At 40.0% G+C, this 23,304-nt stretch carries 14 protein-coding genes, 1 pseudogene and 1 CRISPR repeat array; of the genes and pseudogenes, 14 read left to right on the forward strand and 1 reads right to left on the reverse strand.

From position 1 onward, the window contains the following. The first annotated feature begins 73 nt into the window (after nucleotides 1–73). From EHW89_RS01980 to EHW89_RS02050, 14 genes and pseudogenes are all read left to right on the forward strand, one after another. Nucleotides 74–307, forward strand: a complete 234-nt coding sequence (locus EHW89_RS01980) for a DUF1858 domain-containing protein (protein WP_003025778.1) — start codon at nucleotides 74–76, stop codon at nucleotides 305–307. After that, entirely contained in the window at nucleotides 307–1,671 is a 1,365-nt protein-coding gene (locus tag EHW89_RS01985) for a DUF438 domain-containing protein (RefSeq protein ID WP_126466525.1), read from the forward strand. Before EHW89_RS01980 ends, EHW89_RS01985 begins: the two co-directional genes overlap by 1 nt. A 10-nt stretch (nucleotides 1,672–1,681) precedes the next feature. Further along, on the forward strand, nucleotides 1,682–1,936 hold the full coding sequence (locus tag EHW89_RS01990; RefSeq protein ID WP_003036340.1) for a DUF1912 family protein: 255 nt from the start codon (nucleotides 1,682–1,684) through the stop codon (nucleotides 1,934–1,936). Nucleotides 1,937–2,272: 336 nt separating this feature from the next. Beyond that, nucleotides 2,273–2,845: a GNAT family N-acetyltransferase gene (locus EHW89_RS01995; RefSeq protein ID WP_126466526.1), complete on the forward strand. Its 573-nt coding sequence runs from the start codon at nucleotides 2,273–2,275 to the stop codon at nucleotides 2,843–2,845. Nucleotides 2,846–2,852: 7 nt separating this feature from the next. Further along, nucleotides 2,853–4,547 carry a hypothetical protein gene (locus EHW89_RS02000; protein ID WP_126466527.1) on the forward strand — a complete coding sequence of 565 codons (1,695 nt, stop codon included), beginning with the start codon at nucleotides 2,853–2,855 and terminating at the stop codon, nucleotides 4,545–4,547. A gap of 20 nt (nucleotides 4,548–4,567) precedes the next feature. Beyond that, nucleotides 4,568–7,216, forward strand: a complete 2,649-nt coding sequence (locus tag EHW89_RS02005) for a valine--tRNA ligase (RefSeq protein WP_126466528.1) — start codon at nucleotides 4,568–4,570, stop codon at nucleotides 7,214–7,216. 193 nt (nucleotides 7,217–7,409) lie between these two features. Beyond that, nucleotides 7,410–9,800, forward strand: coding sequence for a CRISPR-associated helicase/endonuclease Cas3 (locus EHW89_RS02010; RefSeq protein WP_106383688.1), 2,391 nt, complete (start codon nucleotides 7,410–7,412; stop codon nucleotides 9,798–9,800). Nucleotides 9,801–10,042: 242 nt separating this feature from the next. Beyond that, on the forward strand, nucleotides 10,043–10,780 hold the full coding sequence (gene cas5c, locus EHW89_RS02015) for a type I-C CRISPR-associated protein Cas5c (protein ID WP_162614533.1): 738 nt from the start codon (nucleotides 10,043–10,045) through the stop codon (nucleotides 10,778–10,780). Next, nucleotides 10,780–12,669, forward strand: coding sequence for a type I-C CRISPR-associated protein Cas8c/Csd1 (gene cas8c, locus EHW89_RS02020; RefSeq protein ID WP_126466530.1), 1,890 nt, complete (start codon nucleotides 10,780–10,782; stop codon nucleotides 12,667–12,669). The genes cas5c and cas8c overlap by 1 nt, the downstream gene beginning before the upstream one ends. Nucleotides 12,670–12,672: 3 nt before the next feature. Next, on the forward strand, nucleotides 12,673–13,524 hold the full coding sequence (gene cas7c / locus EHW89_RS02025) for a type I-C CRISPR-associated protein Cas7/Csd2 (RefSeq protein ID WP_126466531.1): 852 nt from the start codon (nucleotides 12,673–12,675) through the stop codon (nucleotides 13,522–13,524). A 1-nt stretch (nucleotide 13,525) separates the two neighbouring features. Continuing rightward, entirely contained in the window at nucleotides 13,526–14,197 is a 672-nt protein-coding gene (gene cas4, locus EHW89_RS02030; RefSeq protein WP_162614534.1) for a CRISPR-associated protein Cas4, read from the forward strand. Then, nucleotides 14,194–15,219, forward strand: a complete 1,026-nt coding sequence (cas1c, locus tag EHW89_RS02035) for a type I-C CRISPR-associated endonuclease Cas1c (RefSeq protein ID WP_106383684.1) — start codon at nucleotides 14,194–14,196, stop codon at nucleotides 15,217–15,219. Before cas4 ends, cas1c begins: the two co-directional genes overlap by 4 nt. 10 nt (nucleotides 15,220–15,229) lie before the next feature. After that, a complete protein-coding gene (gene cas2, locus EHW89_RS02040) occupies nucleotides 15,230–15,523 on the forward strand; it encodes a CRISPR-associated endonuclease Cas2 (RefSeq protein ID WP_106383683.1) in 294 nt (97 codons plus the stop codon). 146 nt (nucleotides 15,524–15,669) lie between these two features. After that, nucleotides 15,670–20,749: direct repeats of the CRISPR family, unit length 32 nt; unit sequence GTCGCACCCTTCGCGGGTGCGTGGATTGAAAT. Between the two features lie 462 nt (nucleotides 20,750–21,211). Further along, nucleotides 21,212–22,141 (forward strand): annotated as a pseudogene (locus EHW89_RS02050) (IS3 family transposase). Between the two features lie 155 nt (nucleotides 22,142–22,296). Here EHW89_RS02050 and cysK read toward each other — a convergent pair. Then, nucleotides 22,297–23,226: a cysteine synthase A gene (cysK, locus tag EHW89_RS02055; RefSeq protein ID WP_126466533.1), complete on the reverse strand. Its 930-nt coding sequence runs from the start codon at nucleotides 23,224–23,226 to the stop codon at nucleotides 22,297–22,299. Nucleotides 23,227–23,304 lie beyond the last annotated feature (78 nt).

Raw genomic sequence — 23,304 nt, forward strand, 5'->3', positions numbered from 1 at the left:
AACGCTTTGATTTTGCTTAGAAAGCAACTGCTTTTTGTGTTATAATAATAGAAAAATGTTCATGAGGTGAAATATGGACAATATCATTGATGTATCCATTCCTGTAGCAGAAGTAGTGGACAAGCACCCAGAAGTGTTAGAAATTTTGGTGGAACTGGGTTTTAAACCGCTTGCCAATCCAATCATGCGCAATACGGTTGGTCGCAAGGTGTCGTTAAAACAAGGTTCTAAGTTAGAGGGAACCCCTATGGATAAAATTGTCATGACATTGGAAGCAAATGGCTATGAAGTGGTGGGGCTAGACTAATGGCAGATGAACGAATTGAGATTTTGAAATCCATTTTGCTGGATTTGCACCATGGCGCAACAGCAGAAGAGGTTCAAGAGCAGTTTAACAAGCATTTTACAGGCGTTTCGGCTATTGAGATCAGTCTTATGGAGCACGAACTGATGAACTCGGATACGGGTGTAACCTTTGAGGATGTTATGTCGCTTTGCAATGTTCATGCGAATCTTTTTAAGGGAGCAGTGAAAAATGTAGAAGTGGCTGACACAGATCATCCAGGACATCCAGTTCAAATTTTTAAGCAGGAAAATCTGGCTCTGAGAGCGGCTCTGTTGCGGATCCGGCGCCTCCTTGATACCTATGCTCAAACAGATGATGCAGAAATGAAGACAGAGTTGGAAAAGGGGTTGATGCGCCAGCTGGGCTTGGTCGGTCAATTTGACATTCATTATCAGCGCAAGGAAGAGCTGATGTTTCCGATTATGGAGAGATATGGTCACGATTCACCACCCAAGGTTATGTGGGGTGTGGACGACCAGATTCGAGAGCTTTTTCAAGAAGCAAAGACTGCTGCTGAAGATTTGTCCAATCTAGGTATCGAGCAAGTTCGAGCAACATTTGAAAATTTTGCAGCTGAGTTTGAAGCAATGATTTTCAAGGAAGAGTCCATCTTGCTTATGATTTTGCTGGAATCTTTCACACAGGACGATTGGTTGAAAATTGCAGAAGAAAGTGATGCCTATGGCTATGCGATTATCAAGCCGGCTGAAAAGTGGGTACCAGCTCGTCAATCATTCACGGAGGCAGAAAAAGAGACTGCTGAGAAGACTGGAAGCGAAGCGGCAGCCCGTGACGAGTTGGTGTCAGACGGTACTATTCAGCAAGTCATTGAGACACCTGATGGGCAGGTCACCATTTCTTTTAAACCAAAAAAGAAAAAGGCAGAAAACAATTTTGATCGACAGATCCAACAGTCTTTTGGACAGGGCTATTTGTCAGTGGAAGAGGCAAATCTAATCTTGAATCATCTGCCAATGGAGATTACCTTTGTTAATAAGAAGGATATTTTCCAGTACTACAATGACAGTGTGCCAGCTGATGAGATGATTTTCAAACGGACGCCGAGTCAAGTGGGGCGCAATGTCGAGCTGTGCCACCCGCCTAAGTTTTTAGAGAAAGTTCGCTTTATTTTTAAGGAATTGCGTGAAGGTAAGCGAGACAAGTTTGTTATGTGGTTCAAGTCTGAGTCGCGGGATAAATTTGTTCATGTGACGTATGCGGCAGTGAGAGATGAAGCAGGAGAATTTCAAGGTGTGCTGGAATATGTCCAAGATATTCAGCCTTTCCGTGATATTGAAGAAGATTTCTACCGAGGAGTAGATTAGAAGGAATATGATGACGTACGAACAGGAATTTTTAAAGGATTTTGAAGCTTGGGTCAAAACTCAGGTGGCAATCAACGAAATGGCTCTTCAAGAGAGTCAAAAAGTCTATGAAGAAGACCAAGATGAACGCGCTAAAGAAGCCGCGATTCGTTATGAGAGTCGTCTGGATGCTTATCAGTTTTTATTGGGGAAATTTGCCAACTATCAAGAGGGCAAGGGATTTCATGACCTACCAGACGGACTTTTTGGGCAGAGAAATTATTGATTTTCTCTAGAAAACATGTTAAACTAAATGCATTAGAGGTGTTTTGAATCCCATTTGTCACAGAAAGCGGCACTGCTGAGAAATCCGCACAAATGTCAAAACTGGTTGCTAAGGCTAAAAATGAAATAATGGTGTCTTTTTGTTTACTTTTAGGACTAAGCAGCGAGTTGCGGGCTGTACTGGCGTACATCTAAGCGAGCTAACAACGTAATAAAAGATGAACAAGAAGACCAGAGTTGCGGGCGTCTGCCCGAAATTGGGTGGTACCGCGGAGTGATTCGTCCCTGTCATGTATGGCAGGGACGAATTTTTATAAGCGGAATGGGGAGAGAAATTATGATAAATATTTTAGGTCAAATTGAAGATAATAAACTTCCTGATATTGAGACAGAGCGGCTGTATTTGCGCCAACGTCTAGTCTCAGATGCTAAAGAGATTTTTGCTTATGCGAGTTTGCCAGAGGTGACTTGGCCAGCTGGTTTTCCACCTGCAGAAAGCGTGGAAGAAGAGGAAAATTATCTCGAAAACATTATGCCAAAGCGCTGGATTGAGCAAAAAATACCGTCTGGTTATGGTATCTGCTTGAAAGGAACAGATGAAGTCATTGGCTCGATTGATTTTAATCATCGCCATGCTGATGATGTTCTTGAAATGGGCTATTTGCTTCACCCAGATTATTGGGGGCAAGGGATCGTGCCAGAAGCTGCGCGTGCTCTGTTGGAAGTTGGATTTACCCTACTCAATCTCCACAAAATCGAAATTGAATGTTATGGATACAACAAAGCAAGCCAGCGTACTGCTGAAAAACTTGGCTTCACCCTCGAATCTCGCATTCGTGACCGCAAAGACGCACAAGGCAAACGCTGTGATTTATTGCGTTATGGATTGCTGAAAAGTGAGTGGGAGTAACAATCAAATGTTTGAACTAGATAACGGTACTTTACAATATATTTTACAAACAGTAGAAGTTTTCAATGAAGATAGCGAAATCTTTAAATTTTTAGTGACAGTATTTTCTGGAACTGTTTTAGAAAATACAGAACTGGAACTACCTAATCAATTTGAGAAATTTCAACGCCCCTCTCTGCAAACCAAAGGGAAACAGAATATCGGTCAGACCCTCGATGAACTTCATTTTCTGGAGTTAGATATTCCAAATACTTTTACTCTTGGAAACAAGGGAATCAAACAATTAGTTGGTTGTGTTAGAACTGAGATAAATAAAAAAATAAGAAATAAGCTTTCATTATACAATAAAAATTACTTAATTTTACAAATGAGCTTATTGGCAAGTGTATTAAGTAAAATTACAATATATTTAGATACAAATTTAATAGAGTCAGAGAATGATTGTATTGATTCGTTGATTATTCAGTTTAATCAACTAAAATCGTTTATTTTTTTTGATCCAAGAGTATATTTGGGAGAATTAAAAACTTGTTTAGAAATCATCATTAATGAACTCTTAATAGGTGAGTCGTTAAAAGATGAAAAAAGCATGAAAATTGAATTTATAAATTTTCAAGATATGTTTGATTTGTTTGGTTTATGTTTCTCAATAATCCAATTAGATAATTATATAGACGCCTTGCCATTTATAAATGAGCAGGAACGGGATGATATCACTTTTACAAGGGAAGAAGGTATTGTATTTCCAAGGCGAGTCTTTGAGCAATTCACGAAGTATATTACTAATACAAGAAATGAAATAGTAGTAGTTGGGGATAAAAAGATTGATATTGTAATGAGGTATCTTGAGAAAGTAAAAAAGATCTCTCCATCAATCTTAGAAAACTACTTAAATGTAACAGATGATGAGAGAGCTGCTAAGTTGAGTAACAATTATTTAAGCATCTGTGAAAAGAATTTACTTGTTAAAGATTTAGCATTAAATCAGAAAATATCAGAAGAATCTGCGTCACTGATTATTGAAAATCTAACGCTTAACAATAAAGAATTTTATAGACGAAAAGTTGATAATCTAATTGGAGAACCAAATATGAGAATGTTTCGTTCTCCTTTGATAAGTTTTTCAAATTTTGATGTAATACCAACATTTTCATTTTTTGAATCTGCGAAGTATTTTTCCTACAGAATATTAAGAACAGACATATTAAATAAAAAAAATGGAAAAGAGTGGGCAAAGTTGATTAAAGAAAATTTTGATGAGCGTTTATTGCCTGAACTTAAGGATATCGCTTCGAAAATTGATAAAAATGCTAAGATCAATTACTATTTAAATCAGTCAAAAAAGATAGAAATAAAACAATTAATAAGGTCTAAGAAGTTAATAGAGGAAATTGATTTATTCTTTATACACGATTCTACATTATATATTTATGACTTAAAAAACTATGGTTTAGCAAGAAATATGAGGCAGTGTAAAAGCATTATAAATACTTCTATTTATAAAGAATTTTCAAAATTACGAAAGCTAAAAAACGAAATCAAGGCGCATAAAGAATTATTTGAAGTTGAGTTTGGTAAATTTGATAATGTAGAAATCGGCATAGTAACGGTCAACACTACTCCATATAAATATTTTAAAGATGACAGAGTTATATCAATGCCAGAACTACACATAGATCATCAACTTTTAATTAAAACATAAGATGAAAAGGAGAAAAACACATGTCAAAAGAACTTTCACCAAAATACAATCCAGCTGAGGTTGAGTCTGGTCGTTATCAAAAATGGCTTAATGAGGGTGTTTTCAAGCCTTCAGGAGATCAAAAGGCCAAGCCTTATTCTATCGTAATTCCACCACCAAACGTCACTGGTAAACTTCACCTTGGTCACGCTTGGGATACGACTTTGCAAGATATTATTATCCGTCAAAAACGTATGCAAGGTTTTGATACTTTATGGCTTCCTGGTATGGACCATGCGGGGATTGCAACACAAGCAAAAGTTGAGGCACGTCTTGCTGAAGACGGTATCTCACGCTACGACCTTGGTCGTGAAAAATTTCTTGATAAAGTCTGGGAATGGAAAGATGAATACGCATCAACAATCAAACAACAATGGGGTAAAATGGGTATCTCTGTTGACTACTCACGTGAACGTTTCACCCTTGATGAAGGTTTGTCAAAAGCGGTTCGTAAAGTTTTCGTAGAACTTTACAAAAAAGGCTGGATTTATCGTGGTGAATTTATCATCAACTGGGATCCAAAAGCTCGTACAGCCCTTTCTGATATTGAAGTTATCCATAAGGACGTGGAAGGTGCTTTCTACCATATGAACTACATGTTAGAAGACGGCTCATGCGCCCTTGAAGTAGCAACAACCCGACCCGAAACCATGTTTGGAGATACGGCTGTCGCTGTCAATCCAGAAGATCCTCGCTACAAAGATCTGATTGGACAAAATGTTATCTTGCCAATCGTTAACAAAGCTATTCCAATCGTGGCTGATGAACACGCTGACCCAGAATTTGGTACTGGTGTGGTTAAAATCACTCCAGCCCACGACCCTAATGACTTCCTTGTTGGTCAGCGTCATAATCTACCTCAAGTTAATGTCATGAATGATGACGGTACAATGAACGAACTTGCTGGTGAATTTGCTGGCATGGATCGTTTTGAAGCTCGCAAAGCCGTTGTTAAAAAATTGGAAGAAATCGGTGCGCTTGTTAACATCGAAAAAATGGTTCACAGCGTTGGTCACTCAGAACGTACAGGGGTTATGGTTGAACCACGTTTGTCAACACAATGGTTCGTTAAAATGGATCAATTGGCTAAAAATGCGATTGCCAACCAAGATACTGATGATGAAGTGAAATTCTACCCGCCACGTTTCAACGATACTTTCCTTCAATGGATGGAAAATGTTCACGACTGGGTTATCTCTCGTCAGCTCTGGTGGGGGCACCAAATTCCTGCTTGGTACAATGCTGAAGGTGACATGTACGTTGGTGAAGAAGCTCCAGAAGGTGACGGATGGACTCAAGATGAAGATGTTCTTGACACTTGGTTTAGCTCTGCCCTTTGGCCATTCTCAACTATGGGCTGGCCTGACACAGACTCAGAAGACTTCAAACGTTACTTCCCAACATCTACACTGGTAACTGGTTACGATATCATCTTCTTTTGGGTATCACGCATGATTTTCCAATCATTGGAATTCACAGGACGTCGTCCATTTGAAAACGTACTTATCCACGGTCTTATCCGTGACGAACAAGGACGTAAAATGTCTAAATCACTTGGTAACGGTATTGACCCGATGGATGTTATTGAAAAATATGGTGCTGACGCGCTTCGTTGGTTCTTATCAAACGGTTCTGCACCAGGTCAAGACGTGCGTTTTTCTTACGAAAAAATGGATGCCGCTTGGAACTTCATTAACAAAATCTGGAACATTTCTCGTTATATTTTGATGAACAATGAAGAGTTGACACTTGACCAAGCGAGTGAAAATGTTGCAAAAGTTGTGGCTGGTACAGCCGGGAATGTTACTGACCGCTGGATTCTTCACAACTTGAATGAAACAATTGCCAAAGTTACTGAAAACTTTGATAAATTTGAATTTGGTGTGGCTGGTCATATCCTTTACAACTTCATCTGGGATGAATTTGCTGACTGGTACGTTGAATTGACAAAAGAAGTGCTTTACAGCGACAACGAAGATGAAAAAGTGATTACTCGCTCAGTTCTGCTTTACACACTTGATAAGATCCTTCGTTTGCTTCACCCAATCATGCCGTTTGTGACGGAAGAAATCTTTGAACAAATTTCTGAAGGTTCAATCGTAACAGCTGAATACCCAACAGTTAACCCCGCATTTGAAAATGAAGCTGCGCACAAAGGTGTTGAAAGTCTCAAAGACCTGATTCGTGCTGTCCGTAACGCACGTAGTGAAGTGAATGTTGCCCCAAGCAAACCAATCACAATCCTTGTGAAAACAAGCGACAGCGAATTAGAAGCATTTTTCAATGCTAATGTCAACTACATCAAGCGCTTCACCAATCCAGAACATTTGGAAATCGCGGAGGACCTTGCTGTGCCAGAACTAGTCATGTCCAGCATCATCACAGGAGCAGAAATCTATCTGCCTCTCGCTGACTTGCTCAATGTTGAAGAAGAACTAGCCCGCCTTGACAAAGAACTGGCTAAATGGCAAAAAGAATTGGATATAGTTGCACGCAAACTTGGCAACGAAAAATTCGTCGCTAACGCCAAACCAGAAGTCGTCCAAAAAGAACGCGACAAACAAGCCGACTACCAAGCTAAGTATGATGCGACACAAGAACGTATCGAAGAGATGAAGAAGTTGGTTTAGCCAGACTAGATAGATACAAGAAAACACGGTGTAAAAACTGTGTTTTTATATGGTTATAATATTTGAAAGGGGTGGTGTATTCTTAATAATATATGACAGCCTAAAAAATGTATCCGTTTTCAAGAGCATAAAAATATGTTATAATATTATTAAAATTATTCTAGAAAGTAATTATTGAAAGGAGGGTGCTAGGGTGATTTTAGCACATTATGAACGTGAAACAGATAAAAAACAGTCATTGGAAGAACATTCCTTTAATGTAGCTAGCAAGGCAAAGGAGGATGCTTCAATTATTGGGCAAGGCGATGTACTTTTCTTGTTAGGTCTCTATCATGATCTAGGGAAGGCAGATCAACTTTTTCAAAAAAAGTTAAAAGAAAAACCAAGCTTACACGTTGATCATTCTTATGCAGGGGCAAAGTATTTATATAATAAAATTCAAATGCAGCTGTCTACAAAAGGAGTTGATAAGGCGGCACGCATACAATTCAATGATATTACTGCTTATGTTATTTCTGCTCATCATGGAATGTTTGATATTTTTGATAAGGATTCGGAGCAATTTCAATATAACAAACTAAGAAATCGAATTGCTAGAGAGATGTTAGATTATCATTTTGATAGCGATGTGAAGAATTTTGCCCACCTTTTGGAAACAAAGTTAGAACAGTATGGTTATCAGAATTTAGAAATACTCATTGATAAATCCTTTGAAAATTACCAACAAGCTATATCAAAATTAGATTGTCGGGATGATAGTGAAGAAGCTTATTATCAATCATGCCTCGTGCGACTATATTTATCCTTGCTAAAGAATGCTGATATTCTTGACACAATCAATGCTTATGAGCTACTTGTCAATCCTATAAAACAAGAAGAAAAAATAAAATTAAATAAATTCTATCTAAAATCTATTGAGCAAAAATATCGTAGTTTTAGTCATCCAACGAGTAAACTTAATGTCATTCGTACACAAATTAGTGAACGCGTTAAAGGTAGGGGAGAAAATGATTCGGCGGGTATATATCGCCTAGATTTACCTACTGGTGCTGGTAAGACGAATCTTAGTATGAGATATGCTTTTCATCAATTAGTGGATCAAAATAAATCAAGATTTTTCTACATTACACCGTTTTTATCTGTCCTAGAGCAGAATGCTGCTGAAATTAGGAAAATAACTGGTGATGTAGGTATATTGGAGCACCATTCAAATGTTATCCGACAGACTGATGACAACGATGAAAAAGAAACATTGATGTCTGAGTATCTGATTGATAGTTGGGATAGTCAAGTTGTTTTGACATCAATGGTACAATTTTTTCAAACCTTATTTAAAACAAAATCGTCTAACATTAGACGTTTTTCAAGTCTTATTGACAGTGTCTTAATTTTAGATGAAGTGCAGTCTTTGCCCATTGAAGTGACGACTTTATTCAATCTAACGATGAATTTTTTAAATAAAGTCATGAATACGACAGTTATTCTATGTACAGCTACGCAACCGGCTTACGATTCTAGCGAAATTACTCATAGACTATCCTATGGTGGGAAAAATGGAGAAACTACGGATATTGTTGATTTAACCGTTGAAGAAAGAGAAGTCTTTTCAAGAACAGAACTTAGAAAATTTGATGAGAATAACCAAAAGTCGAAACTTTCAGATTTAGTAGATTTTGTCTTGGGAAATGATGAATCCATTCTTGCAATTTTCAATACCAAAAAGACAGTTGATAAATTTTATACTCTACTTGAAGAACTGACTGATAGACCAATCTATCAGCTATCGACAAATATGTGTGCGCAGCACAGGTTGGATATTATTTCAGAAATTAAAAAACAATTAGCGGATGGTGTGCCTATTATTTGTATTAGTACGCAACTGATAGAAGCAGGAGTTGACGTTGACTTTAATCGTGTCATTCGTTCCTATGCAGGGATTGACTCAATTGTGCAAGCTAGTGGGCGTTGCAACCGTGAAGGTAAACGTGATAAAGGTCAAGTTACCTTAGTTAATCTGACAAATGAAGAAGAAAATACTTCACGGCTTAAAGAAATAAAAGCTAAGAAAGAGTCAACAGAATATATTCTACATAAAATTTCATCGCCTATTGACGTTTCGACTTTAAACCGAGATTTCTTTGAATACTATTATGCAAACAACAAAAATTCAATGGATTACCCTTTGGCGCATGGGGAGTCAGTCTATGATTATTTAAGTATCAATTTATATCAAAGAAAAACAGGCTTTAAAGGAAAGTTAAAACAAGCATTTAAGAAAGCAGGTTCCAAAATGAATCTGATAAACAATGATAGTATAGGGGTGTTGGTTCCTTATGGAGATGCGTTTGAAAAATTATATGTATTAGAAGAATTATGTGAATCCGACTACCCGTCGGTAGAAGATTATCAAACAATAAGATCTCTTTTAAAAGAATTGCAACCATATACCGTAAATGTTCGCGAGCATGATCCGATACTTGAAGCGACAAAATCTTATCTTCATGGTCAAATTCTTATACTGTCTGACGGTTATTATGATGATAATAAAGGCATTACTTTGGAATTAGGAAGTTTTTTGCTATAAATTTAAATGAAAACAGGCCAACGAAAGTCAGTAGAGGACTTTGTTGACCTGCAATTCATCTTACAAAAACACTAAATATAATTTCAATCCGCATAGATACTACTATGATGGTTAGATTATATCAAAACTATTTAATATAATCAACATTTTTTAAAACACTAAATATAGAATAAAAATATTTGACTTTTAGAAATTCAAGTGTTAAGATAGGATTATATAATAACAAGAAGGAGGTTTTGACCTTGTACAGATCGAGAAATTTCTATGCAAGGATTCGCGGAGATAGGGCTCTTTTTACGAATCCGGCAACTAAAGGCGGCAGTGAAAGATCGTCATATTCGGTTCCTACACGGCAAGCTTTGCAGGGAATTGTTGATGGTATTTACCACAAGCCGACGTTTATAAATGTTGTCACTGAAGTGAAGGTTATCAATCAAATCCAGACAGAGCTGCATGGTGTTCGTGCTTTGTTACATGATTATAGTGCTGATCTGAGTTACGTGTCTTATTTGAGCAATGTTGAATACCTTGTTAAATTCCATTTCATTTGGAATGAGAATCGTAAAGATTTAATGCAAGATAGGCTGCCTAACAAGCATGAGGCTATTATGGAGCGGTCTATTCGAAAGGGTGGACGACGTGATCTCTTTCTCGGTACTAGGGAATGTTTTGGTTTAGTTGATGAAATCAAGCAAGAAGAATATGAGAATATGCCTTCTTATTATGATAATGTTACCATTGATTTAGGCATCATGTTCCATTCATTTGCCTATCCAACAGATAATCAGACACTCTTGAAATCTTATTTTACTAAGACAGTGATGGAAAATGGGGTGATTAAGTTTAAAGCTCAGTCCGAGTGTGAGATTGTCAATACTTTATCTAGTTATGCCTTTAAAGTGCCCAGTCAGATTAAGTCGGTGGACAAAGAATACGCAGAATACGAAAAATATGAAGCTATGGAGAAAGGGGAAAGCTAATGGATTTTTTTACTTCTCTTTTAAAAGCCTATGAAAAAGCAGAGGAAATTGGTTTAGTTGACCAACAAAAAGGTGAAAATGAACCTGTTTTGCTGCCAATTTATCATACCAGCTTGAAGTCCAATGGTAAAAATATTATTTCGGTTAAATTGGATGCAGACGGTAGCTTTTATAAGGCAGAGTTTATGGGAGTAGACCAAACGATTCTATTTCCTGTGACAGCAGACTCTGTCGCTCGCTCTGGCAGTAATCCAGCACCTCACCCTCTTGTAGATAAGTTTTCTTATTATGTTTCGGAAGTAAATCAAACACAGTACGATACTTTTCATGAACAATTGAATAACTGGGTTGATTATTGTCAAGAAAGTAAAGTCAAGGATTTTTTGATGAAAATTCAGCAGTTTATTCTCCAAACAGATTTTCTAAGTAGCATTCTTCAGTCTTTATATGGCGAGCATTACCAAAGGGAGGGATTGAAAATCACCTATTCTGACTCTGATGGAAAAAACAAGACTGTTGATTTATCAGCTTATTTCTTAGAGTTTTCAATTGTACAATTTCATGGATTTAAGAATGAATCGGTAACTACTTACAAAGATTTGCACCAATCGTTTATCTCATTTATAGAAGCTAATTGGAAAAATTTAGGCACTTGTAATATTAGTGGACGCACGGAACAGATTACAAATAAACACAGAGGACTAATGGGAAATGCTAAAATCATTTCGGTTAGTAATAAAGGAGAAGCCTATAAAGGGCGCTTCAAGGAACGAGAAGACGTTTTTAGTGTTGGCTATGAAACCTCTGAAAAAATTCATCTGATGATAAAATACCTATTAGAAAATAAAAATAGCAGTGCTTGGTTAGGTTCATCACAATATTTGATCAATTGGTTTAGCGATGATTTAGCAAACGAGAGTCAATTGGATATTGTTAAGCCGATGTTTGATGATTTATTTGAAGATGATGAAAACGAAGAAGAAAATATGTTTTTAATTAAACCGAATGAAGAAAATAAGCAAATAGGTTCTTCGTTTATCAAAGGGCAAAAATTATTTGGTAATGATGCTACATATTACATTGCCATATTGAATAAAACCAGTAATGGCCGTATTGCTTTAAAATACTTCCGCCAGCTTCAAGTTTCTCAGTTATTGAAAAATTTGGAAGCGTGGCAAGGAAATTATTCTTGGGAAGCAAGAAATAAAGAGCGTCATTACAAATTAAAAACCCCAACCTTTATTGAGATTATCAATGCTGCCTATGGTGTGGATAGGGAACGTTATTTAGAATTAGATAATGATAGTTTCCGAAGTGACCAATATCAGCAATTAGTAACAGCTTTGATTGATGGAAATCCCATGCCCAGTACGATCGTTAAGAAATTAGAAGCAAATATTAAGCAGCGACAAAAGTACCCTAAACACTGGTCTCAAGTGCAGCAAGTAAGTTTAGCAATTTTACACAAACAATATGGAAGGGAGTTTAAACCAATGTTAGACCACGAAAATACCAATCGTTCCTACCTTTTTGGAAGATTATTAGCTATATTTGAGCTAATTGAAACTCAGCGATATCGAATAGATGGTAATAATCAGGAAAGAATTACAAATGCCGAGAGGTACTGGAACGCCTATACCAGCCAGCCTGCCAAGTTAATGATGAATTTGACAAATAAAATTAAACCTTATGAAGAAGCTGTAAAGTTAAATGCTCATGGAATTTTTAATAAATTGGATAAAGAGAGAGCAGAGATTGTTCAGTTACTCAATCCTCTAATGATAAAGAAGGATATCAACGATCCCTTGGATTATCAATTTATTTTTGGTTACTATGCTGAAAAGCAATTCTTTTATACAAAACAAGAGAAAAATGAAAGCGAGGAATAGCAGATGTTGGAACACAAGATTGATTTTATGGTCACGGTTGAAGTGAGGGAAGCTAATGCAAATGGAGATCCCTTGTCAGGAAATATGCCAAGAACAAATGCAGCCAATCAAGGCTTAATCAGCGATGTGGCCATCAAGCGCAAAATCCGCAATCGGATGCAGGATTTTGGCCACACCATCTTTGTACAAGCAAATGATCGCATTGAGGATGGGCTTAATTCACTCGAGAAGCGGTTCAAGACTCAATTTACGGGAAAAGAATCGGATGAAGAAATTAATGAAAAGGCCAATCAATTATGGATGGATGTCCGTTCGTTCGGTCAAGTTTTCACTTATCTAAAAGATCGTTCTTTTGCTATTCGTGGACCGGTTTCTGTCAGCATGGCTAAATCTTTGGATCCGATTATCATTTCTAGTTTACAGATTACTCGAAGCACAAACGGTGTAGAGCCTAAAAAAGCGAGTGGGCGTTCATCCGATACGATGGGAACTAAGCACTTTGTCGAATACGGTGTCTATGTCATCAAGGGGTCTATTAACCCTAATTTCGCTGAGAAAACCGGATTTTCTGATGAAGATGCTGAGGTGATTAGAGAAGCGCTTGTTAGCCTTTTTGAGAATGATGCGTCATCGGCTCGTCCTGAGGGGTCAATGCGTGTTCGCGAAGTCTTTTGGTTTATACATAGTAGCAAGCTGGGAAATGTATCCAGTGCGCGTATCTTTGATTTGTTAGAATTTGACAAAGAGAAGCAAGATAAGGACAGCTACCAAGACTACACTATTCATCTTAATCAAGAAAAACTGGCAGAATATGAAGCAAAAGGTTTACAGGTTGAAATTATAGAAGGGCTGTAATATGGCTTATGCAGAAGATGATTATTTGATGTTATCTGGCATTCAGCATTTTCAATTTTGTAAAAGACAGTGGGGACTGATTCATATTGAACAGCAATGGGCGGATAATGAGGCGACAGCACATGGTCAAATTTTGCACCAAAAGGCAGATAATCCTTACATTAAAGAAAAACGTAAGGATATTATCACTTCACGAGCTATGCATGTTTCATCAAAAGCGATTGGTCTTTATGGTATTCTTGATGTTGTAGAATTTTATAAAGATGAAAATGGTGTCAATTTGAAAGGTAAACAAGGAAAGTGGCTGCCTTGTATTGTTGAGTATAAACGTGGAAAACCTAAAAGGGATATCCGTGACATTGTTCAGTTGGTAGCACAAACTATTTGTCTTGAAGAAACCTTGGAATGTCACATTGAGACAGGCTGTCTCTATTACCATAGTGTAAATCAAAAAAAGGTCATTGAAATTACTAAAGAATTGCGTCAGGAAGTTTTTGATTTAGCTGCGCAAATGCATTATTATTATGACAATAAAATCATAGATAAGGCAGAGTATTTTAAAAATTGCCCACTATGCTCTTTGGCTGATATCTGTATGCCACGCTTAAGCAAAAAAACTCGTAACGTCAATAATTACATTAAACAGTCTTTGATGAGTGAGGATAGCTTATGAAAAAATTATTGAATACTTTGTATCTTACCCAAGATAATTTTTATTTAACGCGTGAGCGAGATAATATTGTTGTCAAGCAAGAAGGAAAGGTTGTTAGTCGCTTTCCTTATCGCATTATTGATGGTATTGTGTGTTTCTCATACTTGGGTGTCTCACCATCTTTGATTGAATTGTGTGCACAAAATCAAATCAATCTTTCTTTTCATACTCCTCAAGGACGTTTTTGTGGTCGCTTTGTAGGGCCAACCAATGGAAATGTTTTGCTCAGGCGTGAGCATTATCGTTTAGCAGATAATGATCTTTCAACGGAATATGCCAAGCGCTTTATCTTAGCAAAGGTGTCCAATTCTAGAAAATATTTGCTTCGTTTCAAACGTGATCATCGAGATAGAATTGATAGTCAGCTATTTGAAGAGATCAATACAGAATTAACATGGGCTTTAGAAATGATTCAATCGGTACCGGATAAAGAAACTTTACTAGGAATTGAGGGACAAGCAGCTAATCAATATTTCCGAGCATTCAATGAACTAGTTTTAGCTGACAAAGTTACATTCCAGTTTAAGGGACGTACACGACGACCGCCCCAAGATTGTGTTAATGCTCTTATGTCGTTTGGCTATAGTTTATTAACCTACGAGTGTCAATCTGCTTTAGAGGCTGTTGGATTGGATAGCTATGTTGGTTTTTATCATACAGACAGACCAGGGCGTGCTAGTTTAGCCCTTGATTTAGTAGAGGAATTTCGTTCTTATATTGTTGATCGTTTTGTTTTTTCTTTAATAAATAAAGGACAATTAAATAAAAGACACTTTGATATGAAGGAAAATGGAAGTGTTATTTTAACCGAAAAAGGGCGTGCTATTTTTATTGAAGCTTGGCAGAAGCGTAAACATACAGAAGTTGAACATCCTTTCACAAAAGAAAAAGTTAAATTAATGTTGGTACCTTATGTACAGGCGCAGTTATTAGCCAAAGCAATCCGTGGAGAATTAGAATCGTATCCACCATTTTTAATCTAGGAGTAGGCTTATGATGGTTTTAGTAACTTATGATGTTAATACGGAAGCAGCAGCAGGTAGGAGACGTTTACGACATGTGGCAAAACTTTGTGTTGATTATGGTCAACGTGTACAAAACTCAGTTTTTGAATGCTCATTGACTCCAGCCGAATTTGTAGAGATAAAAAATGAACTATTAACTATCATTGACCAAGAATCAGATAGTGTTAGATTTTACTTACTTGGCAAAAATTGGCAAAATCGTGTTGAAACGATTGGTCGAGATGATAGTTATGACCCTGATGTAGGGGTATTGCTTTTATAAAAATTTGTGTGCGAACCTAGGTTACACATCAAAACCTGTGACATTCGCGCATCAACTTAGAATTATAGTGGCAAAAATCTCGTTTTATTGGGGAAACTAGCTCAATAGATTCTTGATTTTAGCTACAAACAGTGTAACTATGCGCTGTCGCACCCTTCGCGGGTGCGTGGATTGAAATTTGAACTGGGTTGAAACAGTTGGCATCGCTAGGAATGTCGCACCCTTCGCGGGTGCGTGGATTGAAATAATTTTATTTGCAATCAAGCGTTGAAGTTTTAGATCGTCGCACCCTTCGCGGGTGCGTGGATTGAAATATCTTTTACTTGCTTGTCAAAAGCGGATTTTGTCTGTCGCACCCTTCGCGGGTGCGTGGATTGAAATTTGTTTGTTCATTTATTGATCCTTTCAACTGTAGTGTCGCACCCTTCGCGGGTGCGTGGATTGAAATAAGTGGTTTGGATTTTTTATCGGAACTAATTTTGTCGCACCCTTCGCGGGTGCGTGGATTGAAATCTGAAAAAGGGCGCACAATTGTAGAAGGAGAAATGTCGCACCCTTCGCGGGTGCGTGGATTGAAATAATCATTCTTGTTTTCCTCCTATGTTTTTTATTTCGTCGCACCCTTCGCGGGTGCGTGGATTGAAATTATCTTATCTGCAGGTTGCTTCGTGAAGACTTCGGTCGCACCCTTCGCGGGTGCGTGGATTGAAATTTGAACTGGGTTGAAACAGTTGGCATCGCTAGGAATGTCGCACCCTTCGCGGGTGCGTGGATTGAAATAATTTGATTATTTCCAATGAACGCTCGTCTCGTCGTCGCACCCTTCGCGGGTGCGTGGATTGAAATAACCTTAACGAAGACCAAAGCTTTGAACGATAGGTCGCACCCTTCGCGGGTGCGTGGATTGAAATATCAAAGAATCGCATACGTCCTTTTGGAACAAGTGTCGCACCCTTCGCGGGTGCGTGGATTGAAATAGAAATAATGACTTCGAATTACTTGTTCCAAAAGGGTCGCACCCTTCGCGGGTGCGTGGATTGAAATTCAAAAAGTCAATAATAAAACTACTTGGAAAAATAGTCGCACCCTTCGCGGGTGCGTGGATTGAAATCTGAAACAAGTGTACGCAGACATATTACCAAAATTGTCGCACCCTTCGCGGGTGCGTGGATTGAAATTCAAAAAGTCAATAATAAAACTACTTGGAAAAAGTCGCACCCTTCGCGGGTGCGTGGATTGAAATATCGCTGCGGTCATGATAGATTCATTGCTTGCTGTCGCACCCTTCGCGGGTGCGTGGATTGAAATTAGATTGCTCATATTGCCAGTACTTATTTCGTCGTCGCACCCTTCGCGGGTGCGTGGATTGAAATTATCTTATCTGCAGGTTGCTTCGTGAAGACTTCGGTCGCACCCTTCGCGGGTGCGTGGATTGAAATATTTTCGGTTTCGTTATCCGCAACGATTGCTTGTGTCGCACCCTTCGCGGGTGCGTGGATTGAAATATCGAATGAAGAACTTGCGATATACAAAGTACTGGTCGCACCCTTCGCGGGTGCGTGGATTGAAATATCAAATTCTTCGTATAAGATTTCATAAAGGTCGTCGCACCCTTCGCGGGTGCGTGGATTGAAATTATCAGCCAGTCAAGATTCTTTTTGGCTTTCTTTGTCGCACCCTTCGCGGGTGCGTGGATTGAAATCTGAAAAAGGGCGCACAATTGTAGAAGGAGAAATTGTCGCACCCTTCGCGGGTGCGTGGATTGAAATGATTTAAAACACTTATCCAAGGCGCTGGAAAAGAGTCGCACCCTTCGCGGGTGCGTGGATTGAAATAAACAATTGGCGGATGATAAGCTCGCCGATTTCGTCGCACCCTTCGCGGGTGCGTGGATTGAAATAAGTTCTTCCTTCGACATCCTGCTATATTTTTCTGCCGTCGCACCCTTCGCGGGTGCGTGGATTGAAATACCTAATCTACAAAACTAGCGTGGCAATGTGGGCAAGTCGCACCCTTCGCGGGTGCGTGGATTGAAATTTCTGCGGTAAAAGCTCCACTTGAAAAATCCGTAGTCGCACCCTTCGCGGGTGCGTGGATTGAAATTGTCTTTAGCTCGCTAATTTGTCGCTGCTGATGTTGTCGCACCCTTCGCGGGTGCGTGGATTGAAATTTTTGGAAGCGCAGCATGTATTTAATAGCGTTGCCGTCGCACCCTTCGCGGGTGCGTGGATTGAAATAATTGAGGTGGCACCGCGCTCATACGCCCTCACACGTCGCACCCTTCGCGGGTGCGTGGATTGAAATCGAACGAGTGAAACGGGTTTGATACTCACCCGAAAGTCGCACCCTTCGCGGGTGCGTGGATTGAAATTCTCCTTACAAATATCTGATAGGTATTTTTCCGTCAGTCGCACCCTTCGCGGGTGCGTGGATTGAAATCTTGTCATACTCATAAAAACCACCCACTTCGTCAGTCGCACCCTTCGCGGGTGCGTGGATTGAAATCGCAACTGCATTTACATTCTGCATAAACTCTTTGTCGCACCCTTCGCGGGTGCGTGGATTGAAATCTAAAGAATTGATTTTTGGAGACGAACCTAACAAAGTCGCACCCTTCGCGGGTGCGTGGATTGAAATAGGGAATTCTAAAAGATTGTTACACTATCAAATGGTCGCACCCTTCGCGGGTGCGTGGATTGAAATTCGTGTAACAACAGAAGACGGTAAAGTTCAAAGTGTCGCACCCTTCGCGGGTGCGTGGATTGAAATTGGTGGTTATAGACAGAATGTTGCTGAAAATTAGTCGCACCCTTCGCGGGTGCGTGGATTGAAATTGCCTTGTCTGGGAAATTAACAAAGCAAATTTGGTGTCGCACCCTTCGCGGGTGCGTGGATTGAAATATCGTTCCGGGTAGAAACACTAAAATGTTACTCCCGTCGCACCCTTCGCGGGTGCGTGGATTGAAATACAATCCCAAAATTGTATAACGGACGGCTACACGGTCGCACCCTTCGCGGGTGCGTGGATTGAAATAAACTTAGAACCAAACAAGGTTACAGGTCTTAAAAAGTCGCACCCTTCGCGGGTGCGTGGATTGAAATTTTATATTTGATGATGAACTTTACAAAGATGAAGTCGCACCCTTCGCGGGTGCGTGGATTGAAATTAGCATGAGATTCACACATTTGTCTTTTAAGGATGTCGCACCCTTCGCGGGTGCGTGGATTGAAATTAATAGTATTATTGGGCAGTTACGGGGTATGTATGTCGCACCCTTCGCGGGTGCGTGGATTGAAATAAGTGACGGCGGTCTTTTATGTGTCGAAAGAAAACGTCGCACCCTTCGCGGGTGCGTGGATTGAAATTGAATCCCATCTTGGCTAAGCAACGTTTAGGCTAGGTCGCACCCTTCGCGGGTGCGTGGATTGAAATTGGCGTTGAACGTTGGCGTCCGTTTGTAGAGCGTGTCGCACCCTTCGCGGGTGCGTGGATTGAAATAACCTCAGTCTGGTTAATATTAGTCTGGTTAATATGTCGCACCCTTCGCGGGTGCGTGGATTGAAATGTTTAAAAGCTCTTTAGCCCTCACTCTCTGTCTCCGTCGCACCCTTCGCGGGTGCGTGGATTGAAATTTGTACTAAGCATGTATGGCGGGTCAATATACATGTCGCACCCTTCGCGGGTGCGTGGATTGAAATTCCTGACTAAGTGAGATAATCTTGTCTTGTTGCTCGTCGCACCCTTCGCGGGTGCGTGGATTGAAATTTCGTCGTCAACGAACTCCATGAACACTCTCATCGTCGCACCCTTCGCGGGTGCGTGGATTGAAATTTAATTATTTGATAAAACTTGTGATAGGCTTAATGTCGCACCCTTCGCGGGTGCGTGGATTGAAATAAAGGCGAGCCAATCCAAAATCGCAAACTAACAAACGTCGCACCCTTCGCGGGTGCGTGGATTGAAATTGTTTTATTTTCATTGTGTTCCCTCATTTTTTTGTCGCACCCTTCGCGGGTGCGTGGATTGAAATAAATTGTTTGATAATGTTATCTCTTGCATACTTCCGTCGCACCCTTCGCGGGTGCGTGGATTGAAATCAATCTGTGCCAATCTTTCAGCTTGTCGTTGTATAACGTCGCACCCTTCGCGGGTGCGTGGATTGAAATTGGATGAATGAAACATGAACAATGTAAGCGAGAAGGTCGCACCCTTCGCGGGTGCGTGGATTGAAATATCATTAGCTTCAATTATTCCATTGATGATAAGGTCGCACCCTTCGCGGGTGCGTGGATTGAAATGTCGAATGAAATTGTTATAGGACGAGATATAAAATCGTCGCACCCTTCGCGGGTGCGTGGATTGAAATAAGGTGCAGAGTACTATTTGCAAGTTTGGGAATTGGTCGCACCCTTCGCGGGTGCGTGGATTGAAATTGACTTGGGTAAGGTAAAGTCTGGAGAAATTATCGTCGCACCCTTCGCGGGTGCGTGGATTGAAATAATGGCATCTAACACTTCTTTTTTAAATTCTACCGGTCGCACCCTTCGCGGGTGCGTGGATTGAAATTAACAGCATTATTGGGCAGCTGCGGGGTATGTAGTCGCACCCTTCGCGGGTGCGTGGATTGAAATCATTTTTAAAAGGCCGTACTATAAAATAAAAAAGGTCGCACCCTTCGCGGGTGCGTGGATTGAAATCCTATTATCCTAGGTACTAGTAAAAATATTAAGGTCGCACCCTTCGCGGGTGCGTGGATTGAAATATGAGTGAGAATATGATTCTTCCAGTCGCAGTTGGGTCGCACCCTTCGCGGGTGCGTGGATTGAAATTTTTCTGCTTCTTCTGCTACCAAATCAGCGATCGGTCGCACCCTTCGCGGGTGCGTGGATTGAAATTGTGTTGGCGTTTACATCACCGCTAGCGTCATCCGTCGCACCCTTCGCGGGTGCGTGGATTGAAATCCAGATTTGTTGTGTCCTTTTTTGACTCCCTGCAGTCGCACCCTTCGCGGGTGCGTGGATTGAAATAAAGTTTTCCCCGAAAAGTTCTAAAACCATTTTCCGTCGCACCCTTCGCGGGTGCGTGGATTGAAATATCACTACCAAGCATTTTTGCTTGATATATGCCGTCGCACCCTTCGCGGGTGCGTGGATTGAAATTTTCTGCCAAAGCTTCCATCTGGTGTGTATAAATGTCGCACCCTTCGCGGGTGCGTGGATTGAAATAACAACAAGTCGAAGACCTACAAGCACGAGTGCAAGTCGCACCCTTCGCGGGTGCGACAGAATATGCTTATAAGCCTTTGCTCCCTTTCAAAAGGTATGCTACATTTTTTAACTGTCTTAGTCTTTGACAATACTGAAATTTTGCAGAAGTGTCCTGAAATCTTAACAGTATTTTTTGAAATTCTCTTACTTAGTGGAAAGAACGATTTACTTAGTGAGAGAGTGTACCAAAACTTGAGATTGGATAAATAGCGGCCCCACTTACATCAACATCTGAGGTCAGAAAGGTTCTTACTTAGTGTATACATTTTAGGTGGAGTACCTGAAATAATAAAGTTACCAACATCTTCCAATATCCCCCCATCAAAAAAGAACAGCTCAATGGCACTAGCCCCATAAAATGAGACACAAGAAAAGCCCTCCTGTTGAAATCTAGTAAACTAGAAACAGGAGGGTTTTGTTATGGTCAAAAAAGCGTATTCGGTAGAAACCAAGTTGGCCTGCATTGAAATGAAGAAGGTAGGTAAGTCCAATAAGGTCATCATGGAGACTCTGGGCATCAAAAATGTTAGTCAGGTCAAAACCTGGTGGCGATGGTATCAGAATGATGAACTGCACCGTTTCCACCAACCTGTGGGGAAACAATATACCTACGGTAAAGGAATGGAACAGCTATCTGAAGTGGAACAACTACGCCTACAGGTGGAATTGCTAAAAAAGTATCGGAGCTTGGTAAGGTCATCGACAAAGTAAGTCTTATCAAGCTGGTGGAAGAATACAAAAACGTCTGCCCAGTATCCGTCATTCTGGACTGTTTTGGTATCAACCGATCCACTTTCTACCGTTGGAAAGTAGAAGGTGAGAAAACTAAGCAAAGGGACGAGGTTGTAGAAAAAATAGAGCGAATCTGTATGGGAAATCAGTTTATCTACGGCTATCGTACCATCACCCGATTGCTCAAGAAGAGGGATAACCTTGTCACAGACATGACCTACCTCTACTTTGGAAACTGTAAACTCTACCTGTCCTCTATCATGGATCTCTATAATCGTGAAATTGTGGCTTATACCATCTCAGATTGCCAAGATACGGACTTTTGTTAGACACGATCCATCAACTAGAATTGCCTCAAGGAGCGCTCTTACACAGCGATCAAGGCTCTGTCTATACCTCAAAAGCTTATTACCAGGCTTGCACAGAAAAAGGCATCACCCGCTCTATGTCCCGCAAGGGAACACCAGCGGATAATGCCTGTATCGAATGGTTTCATTCTGTCCTAAAGTCTGAAACCTTCTATCTCCATAACTGGAGAAACTTAACCAAAGATAGTAGAACAGATATTGTCAAATCTACATCATATTTTATAATGAAACTAGAATTCAACAGAGATGAAACGACCAGTCTCCTGTGGATTGCAGAAATCTGGTCGCCTAAAAAGGGGGGTTCTTCTGTCCCATTATTGGGGTGCAGTACCATCATTGAGTTGTTCTTTTTAAACTGTTAGCAAAGCCAAATTTAAAGTTCGTATTGTGTATATACCTCGATTTCTAAGCCTCAAAATTATAGAGAGCGGTTGAGAGGTAGCGCTCGCCATTATCGGGTGCAAGAGCTAGGACTTTTTTGCCTGTGCCTAATTTTTTTGCTACTTCAAGTGCGGCGTAGATAGCTGCGGCAGAAGAAATTCCTACAAGAAAGCCTTCTTGTCCACCGACACGGCGTCCAAGGTTGAGCGCTTGATCAGAGGTAACACGGACAATACCGTCATAAGCTTGAGTGTCTAGTGTCTCTGGGATAAAACCAGCTGAAATTCCTTGAATCTTGTGTGGTCCAGGCTTTTCACCAGACAGGATAGCGGACTCATCGGCTTCAACTGCGTAAACTTGTATATCTGGATTGACCTTTTTGAGAGCGTGAGAAACGCCAGAAATTGTACCACCTGTGCCAACTCCACCGACAAAGGCGTCCAATCCTTTTTCACCGAAAGCAGAGATAATTTCTGCTCCTGTTGTTCTTTCGTGTACTTCAGGATTAGCTGGATTGTTGAATTGTAGCGGCAGCCATCCGTTGCGTTCTTTGGCGATTTCTTCAGCTTTGGCAATCGCACCTTTCATTCCCTCACTTCCGGGAGTGAGCACCAATTCGGCGCCATAAGCTTGGATAATTTTGCGACGCTCCACACTCATGGTTTCTGGCATGACAATAACGACCTTATAACCTTTAGCAGCACCGACCCAAGACAAACCGATTCCGGTATTTCCGCTGGTTGCTTCGACAATGGTTGCACCCGGCTGAATCAAGCCCTCTTGCTCAGCGGTCTCAATCATGCTAAGAGCAATGCGATCTTTGACGGATGACCCCGGATTGAAAGCCTCTAGTTTGACATAGACATCAGCAGCACCTTCTGGAACAAGACTGTTTAATTTCACGATAGGAGTATTTCCAATGAGTTCTGTAATGTTATGATAAATTTGTGCCATAAATGATACCTCAATAATAGTGATAGAAACAGTATAAAACGAAAAGAAGTCTTTGTAAAATATAAAAAAACTATCAAT

Origin of the sequence: Streptococcus periodonticum (genome assembly GCF_003963555.1) — a bacterium.
GTDB lineage: Bacteria > Bacillota > Bacilli > Lactobacillales > Streptococcaceae > Streptococcus > Streptococcus anginosus.